We start from the raw sequence: 19,921 nt of genomic DNA, 5'->3' as shown, positions 1-19,921 counted from the left end.
CGGCTTCCCCCTCACCCCGACCCTTTCCCGCCAGTGGAGAGGGAGGTTTACCCGGCGAACCCAGTCTCGCCCCTACCAACGCTGCCCGAGGTGGTAAAACCGCCTTGGGCGTTCCAGTAAAGTGAGTGTTTCAAGTTATGGTAAAACGTTCCGATAAAGTCTCCGAAGCCATCCACAAAGTCATTTCCGAACTGCTCATCAAGGGGATCAAGGATCCGCGCATCGGTTTTGTCACCATCACCGGTGTCAAGGTAACCACCGACCTGCGCCAGGCCACCGTGTATTTCACGGTGATCGGCTCCGAGCAGGAGAAGAAGAATACCGAAGCCGGTCTCAACTCCGCCCGCGGCTTCATCAGGAAGGAACTGGGGCAGGCCCTCAAGCTGCGTGTCACCCCGGACGTCCTTTTCAAGTACGACACCTCGGTCGAATACGGCCAACACATCGAATCGCTCTTGAAGGAGATAGGTGCCACTGATGACGACGGAAAGGATGCAGGCGGTAATAGCTGATATCGCGGCCGAGATCGACGGCCACTCGACGTTCCTGATCACCAGCCACGAGGGCCCCGACCCGGATGCTGTCGGCTCCACCCTCGCGCTCGCCAATCACCTGGTCGCCCTGGGTAAGGACGTCACCGTCTACCTGTGCGACTCCGTCCCGGAGAACTGCAGCTTCCTTCCCATGGCGGACCAGGTGCTACACGAACTCCCGGACCGGGACTTCGAGGTCTGCTTCGTCCTGGACATCGGCGAGTTCCGCCGCGCCGGGAAGGCGATCACCGGTTCGAAGCGGATCTCCCGCTTCGTCAACGTCGATCACCACTTGGGCTGCGAGGACTTCGGGGTGCACAACCTCATCGATTCCACGGCCTGCGCCACGGCAGCTCTCATCTACCGTATCATCAGGGCGCGCGGGGACGAGATAAGCTTCGCCACCGCCCTGTGCATCTACACCGCGATCTTAAGCGACACCGGCAGTTTCCACTATTCCAACTCCAACCCCGAGTCCTTCGCCATCGCGGGCGAGATGATCGCCCTGGGGGTCAAGCCCTGGGACGTCTCCGAGGCGCTCTACGAGAGCGACCCCCGCGAGAAGATCACCCTTCTGGCCCAGGCACTTTCCGATCTCACCATCTCTCCCTCGGGCGAGTACGCCTCGCTCACCGTTACCCAGGAGATGTACCGCCAGACCGGCGGCAACGCGGAGCTTACCGACGGCTTCATCAACTTCGCGCGGCGCATCCGCGGCGTCGAGGTAGCACTCATCTTCCGCGAGCTGAAGGAAGGGGAGTTCAAGGTGGGCTTCAGGAGCAAGGGGAAGGTGGATGTCTCCGCCATCTCCGCGGCTTTTGGGGGCGGTGGGCACCGCAACGCCGCCGGCTGCGTCGTCAAAGGTTCCCTCGCCGAGGTGAAGGCCCTGGTATTCGACCGACTGGAAAAATCCCGCTGATGCTTGATGGTTTTTACGTAATCGACAAACCGGTCGGTGTCACCTCCCACGACATCGTCTCGAGGGTGAGGCGCGCCATTAACCAGAAGAAGGTTGGCCACACCGGCACCCTCGACCCGTTCGCCACCGGTGTGTTGCCGGTCGCGGTAGGGGAGGGGACCAAGGCCATCCAGTTCCTGGACGAGTCCGAGAAGGAGTACCGCGCCGTGCTTCGCCTGGGGATCGCCACCGACACCCAGGATCTTACCGGCCAGGTACTTTGCGAGCGCGACTGGAAGGGGATCACCCCTGCCGACCTCGAGGCGCTCGTGCCGCGCTTCACCGGAAAGCTCTCCCAGCTCCCCCCCATGTTCTCCGCGCTTAAGCAGGGTGGCGTTCCGCTCTACAAGCTGGCGCGCCAGGGAAAAGAGGTGGAGCGCGAGCCGCGCGAGGTGGAGATCTTCTCGCTTACCTTCGACTGGATCCGGCTCCCCGAGGCGGCCTTCACCGTGCGCTGTTCGCGCGGCACCTACGTGCGTACGCTTGCCTGCGATATCGGCGAGGCGCTGGGGTGCGGCGCGCACCTTCTGGAATTGAGAAGGCTTAAAAGCGGGCTGTTTCTTGAGGCGGAGGCCATAACCCTCGAACAGTTGCAGGAGGCGCAGGACAAGGCGGCCCTTCTCCTGCCCTTGGACCGGGCGCTCGATCACCTGAAGTCCTACGAACTTGGCGAGGAGGCCGGCCGGCGCATAGCCAACGGCATTGCGCCCCAGGCCCAGGATCTGCCCCCCGGTGCGCTGGATGAACTCAGGCAGGACGATGAGGTAAGACTCTATGTCGCGGGACGTCTTGCGGCAGTAGCGCGCTTCGACAAAGTCAGAGGGCTCAGACTGGCAAGGGGCTTTAACTAGTATTCATTCTTTACACTCTCTACCTTTTGTGGTAGAAAGGTGGGATGTTGACCCTGCCGCGGACATACCTCGCCGCGTGCAGTACTTAACAAGCAACCAAAACTAAGGGGGAAAATTCATGCTGGTAACTGAAAAGAAGCAGGAGATCATCTCTGCTCACAAGCTGCACGACTCGGATACGGGTTCTCCGGAAGTGCAGATCGCCATCCTCTCGGAGCGTATCACCTACCTCACCGAGCACTTCAAAACCCACAAGAAAGATCATCACAGCCGTCGCGGTCTTTTGAAGATCGTCGGTCAGAGAAGGGGTCTGCTTGATTACCTGAAGCGCAAGGATGTGAACCGCTACAAAGCGATCATCGAGAAACTCGGCATCAGAAGGTAGTAGGAAAAAAGGCAATATGCCTCGCCTGGGGTATATTGCCTTTCCATTTAACCAAGGGCCTTGTGCCCTTTTCTTGTTGGGGGCGTGGATAAAAAAGCTCTGAGCGCCGGGTACGGCGCGCAAGGCTCTTTTCTCGGCGGCCCCAACACCAACCCAGCTGGCAATTGGAGGCCAATTATGATTCACACTGTAGAAACTCAATGCTGCGGCAAAACCATCACCATCGAAACCGGTAAAGTCGCCAAGCAGGCAAGCGGCGCCGTCATGATCAAAAGCGGCGACACCATGGTCCTCGTCACCGCGGTGGCACTGAAAACCGCCAAGGAAGGGCAGGGCTTCTTCCCGCTCACCGTCAACTACCAGGAGAAGGCCTACGCCGGCGGCAGGATCCCGGGCTCCTTCTTCAAGCGCGAAGGTCGTCCCTCGGACAACGAGACCCTGACCTGCCGCCTGATCGACCGCCCGATCCGTCCGCTGTTCCCGGAGAACTTCTTAAACGACACCCAGATCATGGCGACCGTCATCTCGGCCGACAAGGATCACGATCCGGGCATCCTCTCCATGATCGGCGCCTCGGCAGCCCTCATGGTTTCCGACATCCCCTTCGCCGGCCCGATCGCTGGCGTGAAGGTGGGCCGGGTGGACGGCAAGTTCGTCGCCAACCCGACCGCTGAGGAGCTGGAGCAGAGCGACCTCGAGATCGTCGTGGCAGCCAGCAAGGACGCCATCCTGATGGTCGAGGGGGAGGCCAAGGAAGTTCAGGAAAACGACCTCTTGGAAGCCATCTTCTTCGGCCAGGCCGCCGTTCAGGACGTCCTGAAGGCCCAGGAAGAGCTGGCTGCCAAGGCCGCCGTCGCCAAGCGCGTCATCGAGCCGCCGGTCGTCAACGAGGCGCTCAAGGCCCGCGTCAGCGAACTCGCCTTCGAAAAGATGAAGGCTGCCGTGCGCATCAAGTCCAAAGGTGAGCGCCACGACGCGATCGACGAGATCGCCGCCGCAACCGTTGCCGCCCTTGCCGGGGAATTCGAAGGTTCCGAGAAAGAGGTGAAGGCGTTCATCGAGGACCTCGAGTACAACCTGGTCCGCGAGCACATCATCAAGGACGGCAGCCGCATCGACGGCCGCGACACCAAGACCATCCGCGCCATCAGCACCGAGGCCGGCTTCCTGCCGCGCGCCCACGGCTCCGCCCTGTTCACCCGCGGCGAGACCCAGGCCATCGTGGCCGCAACCCTGGGCACCTCGGTCGACGAGCAGCGCATCGACTCGCTCTACGGCGATTCCCGCAAGAAGTTCTTGCTGCACTACAACTTCCCGCCGTACTCCGTCGGCGAGACCAGCTTCCGCCTGGCTCCGGGTCGCCGCGAAATCGGCCACGGCAACCTGGCCGAGCGCGCTCTGCAGCAGGTGCTCCCGAAGCACGACGACTTCCCCTACACCATCCGCATCGTCTCCGACATCACCGAAAGTAACGGCTCCTCCTCGATGGCGACCGTGTGCGGCGGATCCATGTCCATGATGGACGCCGGTATCCCCATCAAGGCGCCGGTGGCCGGCATCGCCATGGGCCTCATCAAGGAAGGCGAGGGCTACGCCGTCCTCTCCGACATCCTCGGTGACGAAGACCACCTGGGCGACATGGACTTCAAAGTGGCCGGCACCGCCGAAGGCGTCACCGCACTGCAGATGGACATCAAGATCGGCGGCGTGACCCGCGAGATCATGCAGACCGCGCTGGCCCAGGCCAAAGAAGGGCGTATCCACATCCTGGGCGAGATGGCGAAGACCCTCGGCAACGCACGCGCCGACCTCTCCGCCTTCGCTCCGCGCATCACCACCATCTGGGTGAAAGTCGACAAGATCCGCGACGTCATCGGTAGCGGCGGCAAGAACATCCGCTCGGTCACCGAGGCGACCGGCGTCAGCATCGACATCGAGGACACCGGCAAGATCAACATCGCCTCCACCAACAAGGAAGCCTGCGACCTGGCCATCAAGATGATCCGCAACCTGACCGCCGAGGCCGAGGAAGGGAAGCTCTACATGGGCACCGTCAAGAAGGTCATGGAGTTCGGCGCCTTCGTGGAAATCTTCCCGGGTACCGACGGCCTGGTGCACGTCTCCGAGCTGGACAAGGAACGCGTTAAGAACGTCACCGACATTCTCAATGAGGGGGACAAGGTCCTCGTGAAATGCATAGGTATCGATAAACAGGGCAAAATCAAGCTCTCCAGGAAAGAGGCTCTGGGCCTTACCCTGGAGGAATAATGAAAGAGCGTCTGGCAAAATTCGGGTTAACGGGTATAGTTTGAGCCATGATAAAAAAAACCGTCCTCGATAACGGTATCCGCGTCATTTCCGAGCGGATACCGTACGCCAGCTCCGTTTCCATCGGTATCTGGGTCGCCAACGGCTCCCGCCATGAGCAGCGGGAGCTAAACGGCGTCGCCCACTTCATTGAACACCTCCTCTTCAAGGGGACCGAACGTCGTTCCTCCCTGGATATCGCCAGGGAGATCGACTCGGTCGGCGGCGTTTTGAACGCCTTCACCAGCCGCGAGTACGTCTGCTACTACGCGAAGGTCCTGGACAAGTTCCTCCCCCGTGCGGTCGACCTCTTGACCGACCTGTTTCTCCACTCCACCTTCGATCCCGACGAAATCGAAAAAGAACGCCGCGTGGTACTCCAGGAAATCAGCATGATGGAGGATACCCCCGACGATCTGATCCACGACCTGTTCCACCAGCACTTCTGGCAGGGACACCCCCTGGGGATGTCCATCCTGGGCGACGTGAACTCGGTCTCCGGTCTCTCGCGCGACGGGATCATCGGCTACAAGGACCAGATGTACCGCGGCGAGGACATCATCGTGAGCGCCGCCGGGAACCTGGAGCACGACGACCTGGTCCGGCTCCTGGAAGACCACCTGAAGCCGGTCCCGGGTGGGCACGGCCGGGTTCCCTCCGAGCGCCCCAGCTACGAGCGCAGGATCGAACTGGTGGAGAAGGACCTGGAGCAGGTGCACGTCTGCCTGGGGATGCGGGGCGTTCAGCAGAACCATCCCAACCGCTACGACGCCTTCATCATGAACGCCATCCTGGGCGGTTCGATGAGTTCGCGCCTCTTTCAGGAAGTCCGCGAGAAAAGCGGCCTTGCCTATTCGGTCTACTCGTACATCGCTTCGCACGCCGACGCCGGTTCCCTGGTGGTCTACGCCGGTGCCGCTCCGGAAAACAGCGGCAAACTTCTGGAAATCATGCTGAAGGAACTGGGCCGTTTCAAGACCGAGCCGGTTCCCGAGGCGCAGCTGGACGCGGCTCGCGAGCAGCTCAAGGGGAACCTCCTTTTGTCGCTGGAGTCGAGCGACAACCGGATGTCCCGGCTGGCCAAGAACGAAATCTACTTCGGCAACCCTCTGCCGCTATCCGATATCATGGCCGGTTTCGACCAGGTGACCTCGGAGAGCATCCAGGGCCTTGCCGGCGAAATCCTCGACAACTCCACCCTCACCCTGGTGATGCTGGGGAGGGTCGGCGCATCACAGTTCCATCCCGCGGATATCATCGTCTGACATGCCCGATATTGCTGTAAAAATAAAAAGGTTGCGGCCCACTAATCTCCCGTGCTACATGACGGAGCAGGCGGCCGGCGTCGACCTGCACGCCGCGCTCGAGGGAGAAGCTTGCGTTCTGCATCCCGGCGAGCGCGCCCTGGTGCCGACCGGCATTGCCCTGGAGATTCCCCCGGGCTACGAGGCGCAGGTGCGTCCCAGAAGCGGGCTGGCCCTGCGGCACGGGATTTCCCTGGTGAACTCGCCGGGGACCATCGACGCCGACTACCGCGGCGAGGTCGGGGTGATCCTGATCAACCACGGAAACGAACCGTTCGTGATCGAGAACGGCGAGCGGATCGCCCAGTTGGTCTTCGCCCGCTACGAGCGGGCCCGGTTCGTCGAAGTCGAGGAGTTGGGCGAGACCGAGCGCGGCGCGGGCGGCTTCGGCCACACCGGGCGCTAAAGGGACCTGCGTTCCCGCCACCATCTCCCTAACTGAGGTGCCTTATGAAAGATCCTCGCGTAAAACAACTCGCTGAAGTCCTGGTGAACTACTCGGCCAGGGTCAAGGCCGGCGACGTGGTGCTGATCTCGGCTGCCGGGTTCGAGGCCGCTCCCCTGGTGAAGGAGATCTACGCCCTTTGCCTGGAGAAGGGGGCGAAGTACGTCGAGTACGAGTTTGCCCTCCCCGATATCACCCGCTACTTCTACAACGGCGCCAGCGCCGAGCAGATCTCTTATTTCCCCGAGCACAAGCTCGAGTTCATGAAGAAGGTGGACGTCTTCATCGGCCTGACCGCCTCGGACAACTCGATGGTCATGGCGCGCGCCAACCAGGCCAACATGATCGCCTGGTCCAAGGTGGTGCGCCCGATCCAGGACCAGCGCGTGAAGCACACCCGCTGGGTGATCACCCGCTACCCGACCCACGGCGCCGCGCAGGAAGCGCGCATGAGCCTGGACGAGTACGAGGATTACCTCTTCGCCGCCTGCTGCATGGACTGGGAGGCTGAATCGCAGAAGCAGGACGCTCTGAAGGCGTGCGTCGACGCCGCCGGCCAGGTGCGCATCGTGGCAAGCGACACCGATCTCAGGTTCAGCCTCAAAGGGCTCCCCGGCATCAAGTGCGACGGCAGGCTCAACATCCCGGACGGCGAGGTCTTCTCCGCACCGGTGCGCGACTCGGTGGAAGGGTACATAACCTACAACTGTCCGACCGTCTACCAGGGAAAGGAGTTCAACAACATCCGTCTCGAATTCGAGCGCGGCCGCATCGTGCGCGCCAGTTCGCCCGGGATGGATGAGGAGTTGAATCGGATCCTCGACACCGACGAGGGAGCACGCTACATCGGGGAGTTCGCCATCGGCGTCAACCCGCGCATCCGGGTTCCGATGCGCAACATCCTCTTCGACGAGAAGATCTTCGGGTCCATCCACTTCACGCCGGGCCAGGCCTATGACGAGTGTGACAACGGGAACCGTTCGGCGGTACACTGGGACATGGTAAAGATCCTGGCCGGCGACGGCGAGCTTTGGTTCGACGACATCCTGATCCAGAAGGACGGCCGTTTCGTCCACGAGCCACTTCTGGGTCTCAACCCAAGCGAGTAAGGCATGCTTCTCGAGATCAACCCCGACAACCCGCAGCCCCGACTGATCGCCAAGGTGGTGGAAGTCCTCAAGGAGGGTGGCGTCGTGGCGTACCCTACCGACACCACCTACGGCATCGGTTGCAGCATCTTCTCCAAAAAAGGGGTGGAGCGGATCTACCAGATCAAGCAGCGCGAACGCAAGAAGCCGTTTTCCTTCATCTGCTCCGATCTCTCCGAGATCGCCCGCTACGCCAAGGTGAGCAACTACGCGTTCAAACTGATGCGCCGCCTGCTCCCTGGCCCCTATACCTTCGTGCTCGATGCCGCCTCTGTGGTCCCGGATCTTTTGCTTACCAAGCAGAAGACCGTCGGGATCAGGATGCCGGACAACAAGATCTGCATCGAGATCGTGAAGGCGCTGGGGCATCCTATCGTGACCACCAGTGCGAACCTCTCCGGCGAGGAGCCGATCGGTCATCCCTGGCAGGTCGACCTGGACCTGGGGAAACTTCTCGACGTGGTGGTGGATGGCGGCGAGCTCACCGCGGACGTAAGTTCCGTGGTCAGCCTGATCGGCGACGTGCCGACTGTGCTCCGCAAAGGGGTGGGGGACGTGAGCTGGTGCGAATGACGAGCCGCCCGGAGGGGCACCATGCGTAAGAAAACGGTCCGTAGCGGCCTCAAGTTCATGTTGGCCGGGGTGATCTGCGTGATCATCGCCACCTTCTACCCGGCCCAGGCCGCCGATTTCCTGATGCTGGGGATCGGCGGAGAAGTAAGACTCACCTTCCTTGGGTTCTTCCTCGGCGGCGTGTGCGGCGGCTGCGGGGTACTGGTCGCCGCTGCAGGCTTGGTTCAGGCTGGCGGTAACGAGCGCGAGGTGCGCCTGGTGCCGACCGTCGTCATGCTCATCTCCATGGTGGTACTTTTCTTCGCACTCGCCTACAACTCCTTCACCACGCCTACCGAGGCTCCCCTTTTGCAGCGTGGCGAAAGCATCAACATCTAGCTGGACTCCCTCCCGAATACTGTGAAACCCCGGTTGTCTTAGCTTCAGACCATTTGCTACAAAGTCCGCCGGTTTGAAAACTTGGCGGACTTTTTTTACCAAAGTCCGCCGTTTAAAAAGTCGGCGGCTGTTTGATTCAAAAATTCTCCGGTTTGAAAAAGTTGGCGGCTTTTTGATTTAAAAAACTTCGAGTTTGAAAAAGTCGGCAGCTTTTTGATTTAAAAATCTTCCCGTTTGAAAAAGTCGGCAGCTTTTTGATTTAAAAATCTTCCCGTTTGAAAAAGTCGGCGGCTTTTTGATTTAAAAATCTTCCCGTTTGAAAAAGTTGGCGGCTTTTTGATTCAAAAATCTTCCGGTTTCGAAAAGTTGGCGGCTTTATGATTTAAAAATCTTCCGGTTTGGAAAAGTCGGCGGCTTTTTGATTTAAAAATACTCCGGTTTGAAAAATTCGGCGCCCATTTGCTACAAAAGTCCGCCGGTTTGAAAAAACCGGCGGCGGCCCTCCAGAAAGTCCGTGGGTTCGAAAAAAATTGGCGCCCCTACGGGGGCTGCGGCGGTGTTTTCTGGTTTTGAAAAAAGCGCCGTGCTATATTGGCACGGTCATACCAATGAGAACTGGAGGGAACTATGTACCGTCTTACCATACATACCGCGTTCGCTGCGGCACACAACCTTATCAACTACCAGGGCGATTGCGAGAATCTGCACGGCCACAACTGGAAGGTTGAAGTCTCCATCACCACCGCCGAACTTGACAAGGCGGGCCTCGGGATCGACTTCAAGATCCTCAAGCGCGAGACGAACACGCTCTTGAAGACTCTCGACCACAAATACCTGAACGAACTCGGCCCCTTCAAGGACCTTTCCCCTTCCTCCGAGAACATCGCCCGCTACCTCTACGTCGAACTCACCAAGATCTTCGGTTCCGACAAGGTGAAGGTGGAGATGGTCACGGTCTGGGAGTCCGACTACGCGGCGGCGAGCTACTATGAGTAGAGAGCCGGCCCCCCTGGTCGAATGCTTCTCCTCCATCCAGGGGGAGGGGATGCAGGTTGGCCTGCGCCAGGTTTTCCTACGCTTTGCCGGTTGCAACCTGAACTGCTCGTTCTGCGATACCCCGGGGATGTCTGAGGTCCCTGCGGAATGCATCCTGGAGCAGACGCCGGGCCGGGAAGACCTGGTCCGGGTGGCAAACCCGGTGACCTGCGAGCGGATCGTAGAGCTGATTCGAGGGTGGACCCGGAACTGGCCCGGACTGCATCACTCCATAAGCATTACCGGCGGCGAGCCGCTTCTGCACGGGCGCATACTGGAACAGTGGCTTCCGGAGCTGAGAAAGCTCCTCCCGATCTACCTCGAGACCAACGGGACCCTCCCCAAGGCCCTTGCTCCCTTATTGCCGCACCTGGACTACATCGGGATGGACTTCAAGCTCCCTTCCGCCACGGGTTGTCAGCCGCTTTGGGAAGAACACCGGCAGTTCCTGGAGCTTGCCGCCCAGAAGAGCGTGTACGTAAAGCTCGTGGCCGGGGCGACAACGACGAACGAAGAGGTCGAGCTGAGCTGCCGCATGATTGCGGAGGTCGACCGGAAGATCCCGCTCATCCTGCAGCCCATGACCCTGCCGGAGGGGAGGCTCGCCATCTCTTCGCGGCGCGCCCTGGAACTTCAGGAAGTGGCCGGTGTGCTGCTCGACGAGGTGCGGGTGATTCCGCAGACACATAAGTTTCTCGGGGTTTTGTAGAAGACCGATGCGCGTTACTCGCGTAATGCCGAAGAACAACCTCGCATCTAGGAAATGCTAACCTTCAACAGGGTCCCCTCCCCCCTGCGGGTGAGGGGGACGGCGCCATCTCATCGCCGATGGCAGCTTCACCCACCCCCTGACCCCCTTCCGTCAAGGGGGGGGGGAACGGTCTCTAAATCTTGCTGGATGAAACAACAAGGGGCCCATAGCGGGCCCCTTTTCTCTTCCTTGGGCTTTCTGCTACAATGAGACGGTTTGGTTCTTGATGGGGGTAATCTTGCACAGCCTGGCAAAACGAGACGAGATGGTCGCGGTCCTGGAGAATCTCTCCGGCAAACACCTGAAAGGGAAGGGGAGGGCGCTGCGCCTTTGCCTGATGGCGCTTCTGACCGGCGGCCACATCCTTTTGGAAGATATCCCCGGCCTCGGCAAGACCACCATGGCGCTTGCCTTCGCCAGCGCGCTCGGGCTTTCCTTCGGCCGGGTGCAGTGCACGAGCGACCTGCTCCCCTCGGACATCACGGGACTTTCCATCTACGACCGCAACGAAGGGCGCTTCAGCTTCGTCAAGGGCCCCATCTTCAACAACATCGTGCTGATCGACGAGATCAACCGGGCCATGCCCAAGACCCAAAGCGCACTTCTGGAGGCGATGGAGGAGCGCCGGGTCACCGTCGAAGGGGTCACCTACCAGCTGCCGGATCCCTTCCTGGTCTTGGCCACGCAGAACCCGGCGGAACAGGTGGGGACCTTTCCGCTCCCCGAATCCCAGATGGACCGTTTCGTCATGCGTACCGGCATCGGCTACCCTCCCGAGGAGATCGAAAAGGAGATCTTGATGCACGGTTCGATCCGCGACGAAATCCTGCACATCCCGGCCCTGGTCACGCACCGGGACCTGGTGGAGGCGATCGAGGCGGTCCGGCACCAGGTGTACCTGGGCGAAAAGGTTACCGACTACGTCTACGCCATTATCGCCGCGACGCGGAACCACCCGCTCATCCAGACCGGCATCTCCACCCGCGGCGGCATCGGGCTTGTGGAGGCCGCCAAGGCGGCGGCGTACCTGGCCGGGCGCCCCTTCGTGGTTCCCGAGGACGTCCGGGAAGTGGCCCCGGTGGTCTGCGCGCACCGGCTGATCTTCCGCCCCGAACAGGAAGGGGTGGACAAGGAGCAATTATTAAACGCACTGCTGCAAGAGATTCCGCTCCCTCTCACATAAAGCTGACCAAGGGAGGGGGGCTTTACGTGGCGGCCACGCTGCTTTTGGGGGTGGCCGCCGTCAATACCGGGAACAACCTGCTTTTTCTGGTGGTCTCCGCCATGCTCGGCTTCATGGCGGTCTCGGGCCTCTTGGGCTGGCTCAACATCCGCGGACTCACCGTGTCGGTGCGCCTGCCCGACGAGGTCTACGCCGGCCTCTCCACCCAGCTCACCGTACGTGTCGAAAACCGCAAGAAGCGGCTCCCTTCCTTTCTGATCACCGCAACCCTCCTGGGACATCCCGCCAGTTTTCTCCTGCTCGATCCGCGCAAGCCGCAGACAGGTTCGCTTTTCATCGCTTTTCCCGCGCGCGGCAGGTTCGAACTCCCGGTGGCGCTGATCAGTTCGTCCTTTCCGGTCAACTTCTTCGTGCGCTATATCCGGGTTCCGGTTGCCGGGAGCGTGCTGGTTTTTCCCGCGCCGCGCTCCTTTGCGCTTCCGGCCGGGCTGGGCAAGCCGGAGAGCGGCACCGCACAGAGCCAGGCTGCGCCGGGGCACGAAGGTGAACTCGCCAAGATTTCCGACTACCAGGGGGGCGAGCCGCTCAAGCTGATCCATTGGCGGCTCTCCGCCAAGCACGAGGACTACAAGGTGAAACACCTCACCTCCACTGCCACGGACCCGGTGCTCATCGAGGTGGATTCCCTGCCGGGGCGGGACCTGGAGGAGCGCCTAGGGTATGGAACGTTCCTGGTGAACCGTCTGGTGCGCGGCGGGAGGGCCGTGGGGCTCAAGCTTTCCCAGCGGGTCATCGCACCGGACTCGAGCCGCAGCCATCGCCTGAAACTGCTCGGAGAGCTTGCCTTATATGGTCAGAGTTAAATCCGTACTCAGCACCCTGACGCTGTGCGTCGCCCTGATCGGCTACCTGCCGCTCGCGCCCTACCTGGACCCGCTGGCGACCTGGTGTTTTCCGGCGGGCCTTGTCGCGGCCTGGTACCAGCAGCGCAGCGGCCGCACTCTCTCCGGCAGGATCTTGACCCCCGCGTCGATCCTGCTCTTTCTCTACTACGCTTCGGGGATGAACCGGGACAACCTGCTTTCGGTCACCGCGAACCTTCTGGTCATGTTTCTGAGCGTACGCCTGGTGGGAGAAAAGAGCGGCCGTAACTACCTGCAGATCTTCGCGCTGGCGCTTTTTTGCCTGGCCGCCTCGTCGCTGTACAACCTTTCGGCACTTTTCCTGGTCTACCTCTTGGCGCTGCTCCTGCTCTTGGCGGTTTCCCTGGTGGTACTCACCTTTCACGCGCACGACGCCGACCTGGCCCTCGAGCATCCGCAGCTCAAAAAGGTGCTGGGCGTTGCGGGACTCATGCCGGTGGCGGCGCTCCCCATCTTGCTGGTTCTCTTCGTGATACTCCCGAGAACCCAGTTTCCGCTCTGGGATTTCCTGAACCGCGGTGGCGGCAACCGGGCGGGGTTCAGCGACAAGGTCAAACCGGGAGCTGCCGCCAGCGTAACCGAAGTGAAGGCGGTGGTGCTGCGGGCCAGCAGCCCCAAAGTTCCCGAGAACAGGCTCTACTGGCGCGGGATCGTCTTGAACGCCCTGGAGGGAAACGCCTGGGTCCGGGTTCCTGGACCGCAGGAGCGCAGCATGGTTCCCGGCAGTGCCGAGCAGGTCCGCCAGGAGATCTACCCGGAGCCTTCGAACAGCCCCTACCTGGTTGCCCTGAACATCCCGCGCCAGATAAGCGGCCTGCGCTCGGTAAACGAAGCGGACGTGGTGTTTAAGGCGCGTGCCCCCCTGGACAAACGGGTGAAATACGAGGCGGTCTCCACGCTCTCGGACCTGGTCCGGGTGAACGGAGGCATAGACCGCGACTTCTACCTGGGAGTTCCGGCCCAGGTGTCGCCCCGGATGAGAGAAGCCGCACGGCAACTTTCCCAGTCCGGGCGCAGCGATGCCGACAAGCTGCGGCTTTTGGAGCGCTTCGTGCGCAGCCAGCGCATCTCCTACGCCACAAGCGGGCTGCCGGTCGGCAACGACGCGCTCGACGACTTCTTGTTCGGCAAAAAACGGGGGAGTTGCGAGTTCTTCGCCTCGAGTTCCGCTATCCTGCTGAGGCTCGCCGGCGTTCCGGCGCGGTTGGTGGGGGGCTACCGCGGGGGGAACTACAACCAGATGGGGGGGTACTACCAGGTGACCGAGGACATGGCGCACGTCTGGGTCGAGGCCTACCTGGACGGAAGAGGCTGGGTGACCGTCGATCCCACCGCCTGGTCGATAGGATTCGGCCGCCAGGCCGCGCTGGGCGACACCTTGCGCATGTACGCCGATGCCCTCGGTTTTTATTGGAACAAGGCGGTTATCAGCTACGACCTGGACAAACAGATCTCCCTGGTGCGCAAGGCGGGGGGGGCGGTGCGCCAACTGCACCTGCCCGCTTTCTCCCTAAAGGGGACATTGGTCGGGCTTTCTTGGCTGCTGCCGCTGGGTGCGGCGGTCCTTTGGTACCTCGGGCGCTCGGTGAGCCGTGAAGAGCGGCTGCTGCGGCGCTTCCTGCGGGCGGTGGCCCGGCGTTACCCGACGCTTACCGTGGAGCGTAGCGGTCTCTTCGACCTGGCGCAGCGTACCGGAGATCCGCAGGTCCGAGAGTTCGCAATCATCTACGGATCCGCGCTCTACGGGGATCGTCGGCTGCAACCTGTGGAATTGGAAAATCTTAAGCGGCTTGTGCGCGGTATCAATCAGCATCATCCTTGACACCCGCGCGTGATTGTTTTAGTTTTAGCAGCGACTTATTTCTGCGAGATATGAGGCAGCCCCTTGGCTTCGAAAAAAGACAAAATACTGGAAAGTGCGCAGCGTTTCGTTCTCAAAGGCCAGATCGACAAGGCGATCAAGGACTACCAGCAGGTAGTGGTACTCGACCCCAAGGAGGTCAGGCACCGGCAGCGTCTCGCCGAGTTGCTGGTGCGCGACAACCGCAAGGACGAGGCGATCGTGCAGTACGAGGACATCGCCAGGCACTACGCCGACAACTCCTACTACCTCAAGGCGATTGCCGTCTACAAGCAGATCCAGCGGCTGGTTCCTGAAAGTAAAGACGTGGCGCTGCACCTGGCGGAGCTGAACGCCAAGCAGGGGCTAAACGGCAACGCGCTTGCCGAGTACGGCCAGGTGGCGACCCAGTACGAAAAAGAAGGGGACCTGAAGGGAGCTGTCAAGGTACTGGACCGGATGCTTTCCGTGGACGGGGTTCCCGCGGCGACCCGCTTGAAACTCGCGGAGCTCCTGTACGCCTCGGGCGACCCGGAACGCTCTTTCGAGGAGTTCGACAGCTACGCCGCACAGCTTAGAAACGGCTCCGACCGTGCCGCCCTTGCCCAGGTCACCGACCGGATTGCCGAGCTGTTTCCCGAACGCCAGACGCCTGAGACTCCCCTGGCCGCCGTGCAGTCTGCTGTGCCGCCGGTGTACGATCCTGCCGCGCGGGAGTTGGATCTGCCGGCATCGCCCTATGATGCTGTCGCCGAATTTCCCGGGGTGCCGGGTGACGAACTCCCCGCTTCCTGGGAGACTCCGGAGCTGGAGCTGACGGCCGCACCCGTTGCCTCGTCCGTGGCACCGCTCCCCTGGGAATCGCACGGCGAGCTGGATCTCGATCTGAGCGATCCGGCCGAGGCGGCGGCTCCTCCGGTTCCCGAGATCGACCTGCCGCTCGACTTCTCGCATTCGCTCAATGCTGACGAGCACAACCCCTTCGCCGCCACGGCAGCTCCGGAGCCTGCCGCACCCGAACTGCCGTCCTTCGGCGATCTCCCGTCGTTCGGCGGAGTTTCCGAGGCTCCCGCCCCTCCCGCTGCGGAAGCTGCGGGGATGCTGGAACTGGACTGGCCGGAAGAGATCGATCTCTCCCTGGAACTGGAAACGGAGTCGGAGGAGGCCGCCAGCGTCACGGAACTCGCAGCTGCAGCCGAGGAGAGCCGTGCAGCCGAGGCGGCCGAAGAGGCGCGCCAACAAGCTGCCGCCAAAGAGGCGGAAGAGGCCCAGCAGGCTGCTGTAGAGGCTGAGCGCCTGGCTGAAGAGGAGCGGGTAGCCGAGGCGGCCCGCCTGGAAGAGGAGGCGAGCGCCGCCGAGGCCGCGCGCTTGGCGGAAGAAGCCCGACTGGCGGAGGCCGCGCGTCTTGCCGAAGCGGCCCGGGCCGCGGAAGAGATCCGTGCTGTCGAGGAGCGCACCAGCCGCGGCTGGCAGGAAATCTTCCCTGAGGCTCTGGCGCCCGACGCGGCCCGCGACCTTGACGAGCTGGAATCCCACTACGACCTGGGGATCGCCTACAAGGAGATGGGGAAACTGGCCGGTGCCGTCAAGGAGTTCGCCCTCGCCGCGGGAAATGAACGGCGTCGGTTGGACTGCCTGATCCTCCAGTCGATCTGCTACCGCGAGATGGGTGAGTCCGACCAGGCGCAGGAGCTTTTGCAGCGGGGGCTTGCCCTGGAACTTCTGGGAGATGCCGAGCGCACCAGCCTCCGCTACGAGCTCGCCGATCTGCTGGAAGGTTCGGGAAAGGTTGAGGAGGCGCTCGATCTGTACCGCCAGGTGTACCGGGACAACCCGGGGTTTCACCACGTGGCGGAGCGGATCGGGGCGCTGGCCGGCGAGGAGGGGCTCGACATCATCGAGCTCGAGCCGGAAGAAGAGGAGCTGGTGCCCTAGGTTACCAGCCCATCAGGTTGAGCGGGGGCACCAGGCGGATCGGTGCCAGGAAGACCTGCATGTCGTAACTGGCGGGGAGCGGGGGGAGCGGCCCCGCCTTCGCTATCGAATCGAGCACCGCCTTGTCGTACTGGCGGTTGCCCGAACTCTCCGAGATTCTCGCCTCCAAGATCGATCCGTTGCGTGCCACGGCGAGCAACACCACCACCGGTGCGACGCGCCGCTTGTCTATCTCCTCGTTCATCCACCACTTCTCGTTGATCACCTGCAGCATGTCCAGGTAGTACGCCTTGATGTCGTCGCGCAAGGTGTCCCCTTCGCCCAGGCTCTTGAAGTAGCCCCTGGTGAGGCCGAGTCCCAGGACGGTATGGGAGCGGTCTTCATCGGGTTTCGCTTGCGGCGGGGTGGCCGGCTGGGCGGGTGGGGTTTCGACGGGCTGCCGCTTTACCGGTTCGGCGGGAGCCGGCTGCACCGGAGGTTCGGGCGTCACGGGCGGGGTAGCGGTTTCCTGCTTCGGGGGGGCGGAGGGTGGAGCCGGAGACGGCACCGACTTCAGATCGACGTAGGTAACGGCGGGGACGTGCGCCGGTTGGCTCCCGGAGAGGGAGATCAGGACCGCGGCGGCACCAAGATGCAGAAACAGTGACGCTACCAGTCCCAGTACCAGTTTTCGGTTCACCGTAAGGTGCGCGATTGCTTCAGTCTCTTGCAGTGCTTCTGTCATGCCCCCAGCCTTCCTCCCGCCTGTCGTGCAAATCTTCGCTTTCTTATAGCAAATTCTGCTTCATCAAGCTAACGAAAAGCAACGAGGCGATGTGGAACGCCCGGGATGGAGGGCACCAAGCGATCTTCTGTACCTCACTGCGAATGCAGAAAAAAAAGGGGACTCGTTTCCGAGCCCCCTTTTTCGGGTCAGTCTTTGGGACGGTTACGCGCTCTGGGCGTCCACCACGGCGATGGCGGCCATGTTGACGATGTTGGAGACGTCGTCGCCGCGCTGCAGCACGTGGAAGGGTTTCTTCATCCCCATGAGGATCGGGCCGATCGCCTCGGCACCACCCAGGCGGTGCAGCAGCTTGTAGCTGATGTTGCCGGAGTTGAGGTCGGGGAAGATGAGGACGTTGGCCGGCCCGCTCAGGGTGGCGAACGGGTAGTTGGCCAAAAGCTCGGGAGTGACCGCGGTGTCGGCCTGCATCTCGCCGTCGATCTCAAGCTCGGGCGCCTTCTGCTTCACGATCTCGACCGCCTTTTTCACCTTGATGGCCAGCGGGTTGTTGACCGAGCCGAAGTTGGAGAAGGAGAGCATGGCGATGCGCGGCTCGATGTCGAGCAGGCGCACCTTCTCGGCGGCCAGAAGCGCGGTCTCGGCCAGCTCCTCGGCGGTCGGATCGATCTCGACCGTGGTGTCGGCCAGGAAGACGATCCCCTTCTTGAAGACCATCATGTACATGCCGTGCACGCCGGCCAGTTGCGACTGCTTGCCGATCACCTCGAGCGCCGGGCGGATGGTTTCTGGGTAGTGCGAGTCGATGCCGGAGAGGCAGGTGTCGGCGTCTCCCATGTGCACCATCATCGAGGCGAAGTGGTTGCGCGACTTGCGGCGCACGATGCGCCGTGCCTCGGAGAGGGTGACCCCTTTCCTCTGGCGCAGCCGGTAGAGCTCCTGGGCGTACCCTTCGGTTAGTTCCGACTCCTCCGGATCGATGATCGGGACGTTGAGGTCGAGCCCGAGCTCGGCGATCTTCCCTTCCACCTTCTTGCGGCTGCCGACCAGGATCGGCTGGGCGATCTCCTCCTCGATGAGGGTGTAGGCGGCCTTGAGGATCTTCTCGTTGTCCCCTTCGGGGAAGACGATCTTCTTGGGATCGCTCTTCGCCTTGTTGATGATGAGACGCATGGTCTCCTTGGATTTCCCCTGGAGCGCTTCGAGCTGCTCGACGTACTTGTCGAGGTCGATCTGCTGGCGCGCCACGCCGGTTTCCATGGCGGCCTTGGCGACCGCCGGGGCGACGCGCAACAGGGCGCGCGGGTCAAACGGCTTCGGGATGATGTAGTCGCGGCCGAAGCTGAACTTCACGTTGCCGTAGGCGCGGCATACCGAGTCCGGGCATTCCTCGCGGGCCAGTTCGGCAAGGGCCCGGGTCGCGGCGAGCTTCATCTCCTCGTTGATCCCGGTGGCGCGCACGTCGAGCGCCCCGCGGAAGATGAAGGGAAAGCCGAGCACGTTGTTCACCTGGTTCGGGTAGTCGGAGCGGCCGGTCGCCATCAGGACGTCGCCGCGCACCGCGTGGGCCTGCTCGGGGGTGATCTCGGGGTCGGGGTTCGCCATGGCGAAGATGATCGGGTTCACCGCCATCTTGCGCACCATCTCCGGGGTGAAGGCCCCCTTCACCGAGAGGCCGTAGAGCACGTCGGCACCTTCGACCGCTTCATCAAGGGTCCTAAGCGCCGTGTCCTGGGCGAAGAGCTCCTTGTACTTGTTCATCCCCTCGACGCGACCCTTGTAGATGACCCCCTTGGTGTCGCACATGATGAGGTTCTCGCGCTTGAGGCCGAGCGAGATGGCCAGGTTCGCGCAGGAGATGGAGGCGGCACCCGCGCCGTTAATGACCAGGCGCACCTCTTCGATCTTCTTCCCTACCAGTTCGAGTGCGTTCACGAGGCCCGCGGCCGAGATGATGGCGGTACCGTGCTGGTCGTCGTGGAAGACCGGGATGTTCATGGTCTTCTTGAGTTCTTCCTCGATGTAGAAGCACTCGGGTGCCTTGATGTCCTCCAGGTTGATGCCGCCGAAGGTCGGCTCCAAAAGCTGCACCACCTTGATCACGTCGTCCGGGTTCTCCGAGTTCACCTCGAGGTCGAAGACGTCGACGTCGGCAAAGCGCTTGAAGAGGACCCCTTTCCCCTCCATGACCGGCTTGCCGGCGAGAGCGCCGATGTTTCCCAGCCCCAAAACGGCGGTGCCGTTGGAAACGACCGCCACCAGGTTTCCCTTGGCGGTGTACTTGTAGGCATCTTCGGGATTTTTTTCTATCTCAAGGCAAGGTTCTGCGACGCCCGGCGAGTAGGCAAGGGAGAGATCGCGGGAAGTGAGACACGGTTTCGTAGAGACGACTTCAATCTTCCCCCTGCGACCGGTCGAGTGATACTCCAGAGCGTCCATTTTCTTTGCCATTGCTACCTCCTGAAAATTTTTATACAAATACCGAAGTCCTGCCGAAGCAGGAAGCGGGTAGTTCTTGTTGGACTGTTCACTGTAGGGAATAAAAAGTTCAATAAGAACAAACAGTTTACAAAACAGCTACATGAAGCGTAAAGAGAGGTGGGCTCTAGGATGAGTGCTAACGGATTAAATAAACCCATCGTATACGG

The 19,921-nt window shown here is 61.7% G+C and carries 18 protein-coding genes; 16 read left to right on the top strand and 2 right to left on the bottom strand.

All coding sequences use genetic code 11. The features are described 5' to 3' along the window. Window positions 1-137 precede the first annotated feature (137 nt). The 16 genes from GMST_RS08855 (at window position 138) to GMST_RS08780 (ending at window position 16,549) form a co-directional block, all read left to right on the top strand. Complete coding sequence (locus tag GMST_RS08855; RefSeq protein ID WP_183354282.1) at window positions 138-512, top strand: ribosome-binding factor A; 375 nt, start codon at window positions 138-140, stop codon at window positions 510-512. Then, window positions 478-1,452, top strand: coding sequence for a DHH family phosphoesterase (locus GMST_RS08850; RefSeq protein WP_281379998.1), 975 nt, complete (start codon window positions 478-480; stop codon window positions 1,450-1,452). Before GMST_RS08855 ends, GMST_RS08850 begins: the two co-directional genes overlap by 35 nt. Further along, window positions 1,452-2,342 (top strand): tRNA pseudouridine(55) synthase TruB, encoded by an 891-nt coding sequence (gene truB, locus GMST_RS08845; RefSeq protein WP_183354281.1) that lies wholly within the window; start codon window positions 1,452-1,454, stop codon window positions 2,340-2,342. Before GMST_RS08850 ends, truB begins: the two co-directional genes overlap by 1 nt. Window positions 2,343-2,460: 118 nt before the next feature. After that, window positions 2,461-2,727 carry a 30S ribosomal protein S15 gene (gene rpsO / locus GMST_RS08840; RefSeq protein ID WP_183354280.1) on the top strand — a complete coding sequence of 89 codons (267 nt, stop codon included), beginning with the start codon at window positions 2,461-2,463 and terminating at the stop codon, window positions 2,725-2,727. Window positions 2,728-2,904: 177 nt separating this feature from the next. After that, window positions 2,905-4,995: a polyribonucleotide nucleotidyltransferase gene (pnp, locus tag GMST_RS08835; protein WP_183354279.1), complete on the top strand. Its 2,091-nt coding sequence runs from the start codon at window positions 2,905-2,907 to the stop codon at window positions 4,993-4,995. 47 nt (window positions 4,996-5,042) lie between these two features. Next, window positions 5,043-6,299 carry a M16 family metallopeptidase gene (locus tag GMST_RS08830; protein WP_183354278.1) on the top strand — a complete coding sequence of 419 codons (1,257 nt, stop codon included), beginning with the start codon at window positions 5,043-5,045 and terminating at the stop codon, window positions 6,297-6,299. Window position 6,300: 1 nt separating this feature from the next. Then, complete coding sequence (gene dut / locus GMST_RS08825; RefSeq protein WP_183354277.1) at window positions 6,301-6,744, top strand: dUTP diphosphatase; 444 nt, start codon at window positions 6,301-6,303, stop codon at window positions 6,742-6,744. 44 nt (window positions 6,745-6,788) lie between these two features. Continuing rightward, entirely contained in the window at window positions 6,789-7,892 is a 1,104-nt protein-coding gene (locus GMST_RS08820) for an aminopeptidase (RefSeq protein WP_183354276.1), read from the top strand. 3 nt (window positions 7,893-7,895) lie between these two features. Then, on the top strand, window positions 7,896-8,504 hold the full coding sequence (locus tag GMST_RS08815; protein WP_183354275.1) for an L-threonylcarbamoyladenylate synthase: 609 nt from the start codon (window positions 7,896-7,898) through the stop codon (window positions 8,502-8,504). 21 nt (window positions 8,505-8,525) lie between these two features. Then, window positions 8,526-8,882 carry a hypothetical protein gene (locus GMST_RS08810; protein ID WP_183354274.1) on the top strand — a complete coding sequence of 119 codons (357 nt, stop codon included), beginning with the start codon at window positions 8,526-8,528 and terminating at the stop codon, window positions 8,880-8,882. A 627-nt stretch (window positions 8,883-9,509) separates the two neighbouring features. Further along, a complete protein-coding gene (gene queD, locus GMST_RS08805; RefSeq protein WP_183354273.1) occupies window positions 9,510-9,878 on the top strand; it encodes a 6-carboxytetrahydropterin synthase QueD in 369 nt (122 codons plus the stop codon). Next, window positions 9,871-10,626 (top strand): 7-carboxy-7-deazaguanine synthase QueE, encoded by a 756-nt coding sequence (locus GMST_RS08800; RefSeq protein ID WP_183354272.1) that lies wholly within the window; start codon window positions 9,871-9,873, stop codon window positions 10,624-10,626. The genes queD and GMST_RS08800 overlap by 8 nt, the downstream gene beginning before the upstream one ends. A 307-nt stretch (window positions 10,627-10,933) precedes the next feature. Next, a complete protein-coding gene (locus tag GMST_RS08795; protein ID WP_183354415.1) occupies window positions 10,934-11,851 on the top strand; it encodes an AAA family ATPase in 918 nt (305 codons plus the stop codon). Window positions 11,852-11,877: 26 nt separating this feature from the next. Beyond that, a complete protein-coding gene (locus tag GMST_RS08790) occupies window positions 11,878-12,714 on the top strand; it encodes a DUF58 domain-containing protein (RefSeq protein ID WP_308936487.1) in 837 nt (278 codons plus the stop codon). Further along, on the top strand, window positions 12,701-14,596 hold the full coding sequence (locus tag GMST_RS08785) for a transglutaminase TgpA family protein (RefSeq protein WP_183354271.1): 1,896 nt from the start codon (window positions 12,701-12,703) through the stop codon (window positions 14,594-14,596). The genes GMST_RS08790 and GMST_RS08785 overlap by 14 nt, the downstream gene beginning before the upstream one ends. A gap of 63 nt (window positions 14,597-14,659) precedes the next feature. Beyond that, complete coding sequence (locus tag GMST_RS08780) at window positions 14,660-16,549, top strand: tetratricopeptide repeat protein (protein WP_183354270.1); 1,890 nt, start codon at window positions 14,660-14,662, stop codon at window positions 16,547-16,549. A 1-nt stretch (window position 16,550) separates the two neighbouring features. On the opposite strand, the gene GMST_RS22400 is transcribed toward GMST_RS08780, so the two are convergent. Together GMST_RS22400 and GMST_RS08770 are read right to left on the bottom strand one after the other, a co-directional pair. Beyond that, entirely contained in the window at window positions 16,551-17,273 is a 723-nt protein-coding gene (locus tag GMST_RS22400; protein WP_183354269.1) for a TonB family protein, read from the bottom strand. A gap of 204 nt (window positions 17,274-17,477) precedes the next feature. Next, window positions 17,478-19,724 (bottom strand): NADP-dependent malic enzyme, encoded by a 2,247-nt coding sequence (locus GMST_RS08770; protein ID WP_183354268.1) that lies wholly within the window; start codon window positions 19,722-19,724, stop codon window positions 17,478-17,480. Between the last annotated feature and the right edge of the window lie 197 nt (window positions 19,725-19,921).

It is taken from the genome of Geomonas silvestris, from assembly GCF_014193515.1.
Lineage (GTDB): Bacteria > Desulfobacterota > Desulfuromonadia > Geobacterales > Geobacteraceae > Geomonas > Geomonas silvestris.
Note: the sequence above shows the minus strand (reverse complement) of the source record. Positions and strands in the feature narration are given on the sequence as shown.

Bases quoted from the DNA above. Each gene is read 5' to 3' on its own strand.
- GMST_RS08855 (WP_183354282.1), top strand. From the start codon at position 138: ATGGTAAAACGTTCCGATAAAGTCTCCGAAGCCATCCACAAAGTCATT.
- GMST_RS08850 (WP_281379998.1), top strand. From the start codon at position 478: ATGACGACGGAAAGGATGCAGGCGGTAATAGCTGATATCGCGGCCGAG.
- truB (WP_183354281.1), top strand. From the start codon at position 1,452: ATGCTTGATGGTTTTTACGTAATCGACAAACCGGTCGGTGTCACCTCC.
- rpsO (WP_183354280.1), top strand. From the start codon at position 2,461: ATGCTGGTAACTGAAAAGAAGCAGGAGATCATCTCTGCTCACAAGCTG.
- pnp (WP_183354279.1), top strand. From the start codon at position 2,905: ATGATTCACACTGTAGAAACTCAATGCTGCGGCAAAACCATCACCATC.
- GMST_RS08830 (WP_183354278.1), top strand. From the start codon at position 5,043: ATGATAAAAAAAACCGTCCTCGATAACGGTATCCGCGTCATTTCCGAG.
- dut (WP_183354277.1), top strand. From the start codon at position 6,301: ATGCCCGATATTGCTGTAAAAATAAAAAGGTTGCGGCCCACTAATCTC.
- GMST_RS08820 (WP_183354276.1), top strand. From the start codon at position 6,789: ATGAAAGATCCTCGCGTAAAACAACTCGCTGAAGTCCTGGTGAACTAC.
- GMST_RS08815 (WP_183354275.1), top strand. From the start codon at position 7,896: ATGCTTCTCGAGATCAACCCCGACAACCCGCAGCCCCGACTGATCGCC.
- GMST_RS08810 (WP_183354274.1), top strand. From the start codon at position 8,526: ATGCGTAAGAAAACGGTCCGTAGCGGCCTCAAGTTCATGTTGGCCGGG.
- queD (WP_183354273.1), top strand. From the start codon at position 9,510: ATGTACCGTCTTACCATACATACCGCGTTCGCTGCGGCACACAACCTT.
- GMST_RS08800 (WP_183354272.1), top strand. From the start codon at position 9,871: ATGAGTAGAGAGCCGGCCCCCCTGGTCGAATGCTTCTCCTCCATCCAG.
- GMST_RS08795 (WP_183354415.1), top strand. From the start codon at position 10,934: ATGGTCGCGGTCCTGGAGAATCTCTCCGGCAAACACCTGAAAGGGAAG.
- GMST_RS08785 (WP_183354271.1), top strand. From the start codon at position 12,701: ATGGTCAGAGTTAAATCCGTACTCAGCACCCTGACGCTGTGCGTCGCC.
- GMST_RS22400 (WP_183354269.1), bottom strand. From the start codon at position 17,273: ATGACAGAAGCACTGCAAGAGACTGAAGCAATCGCGCACCTTACGGTG.
- GMST_RS08770 (WP_183354268.1), bottom strand. From the start codon at position 19,724: ATGGCAAAGAAAATGGACGCTCTGGAGTATCACTCGACCGGTCGCAGG.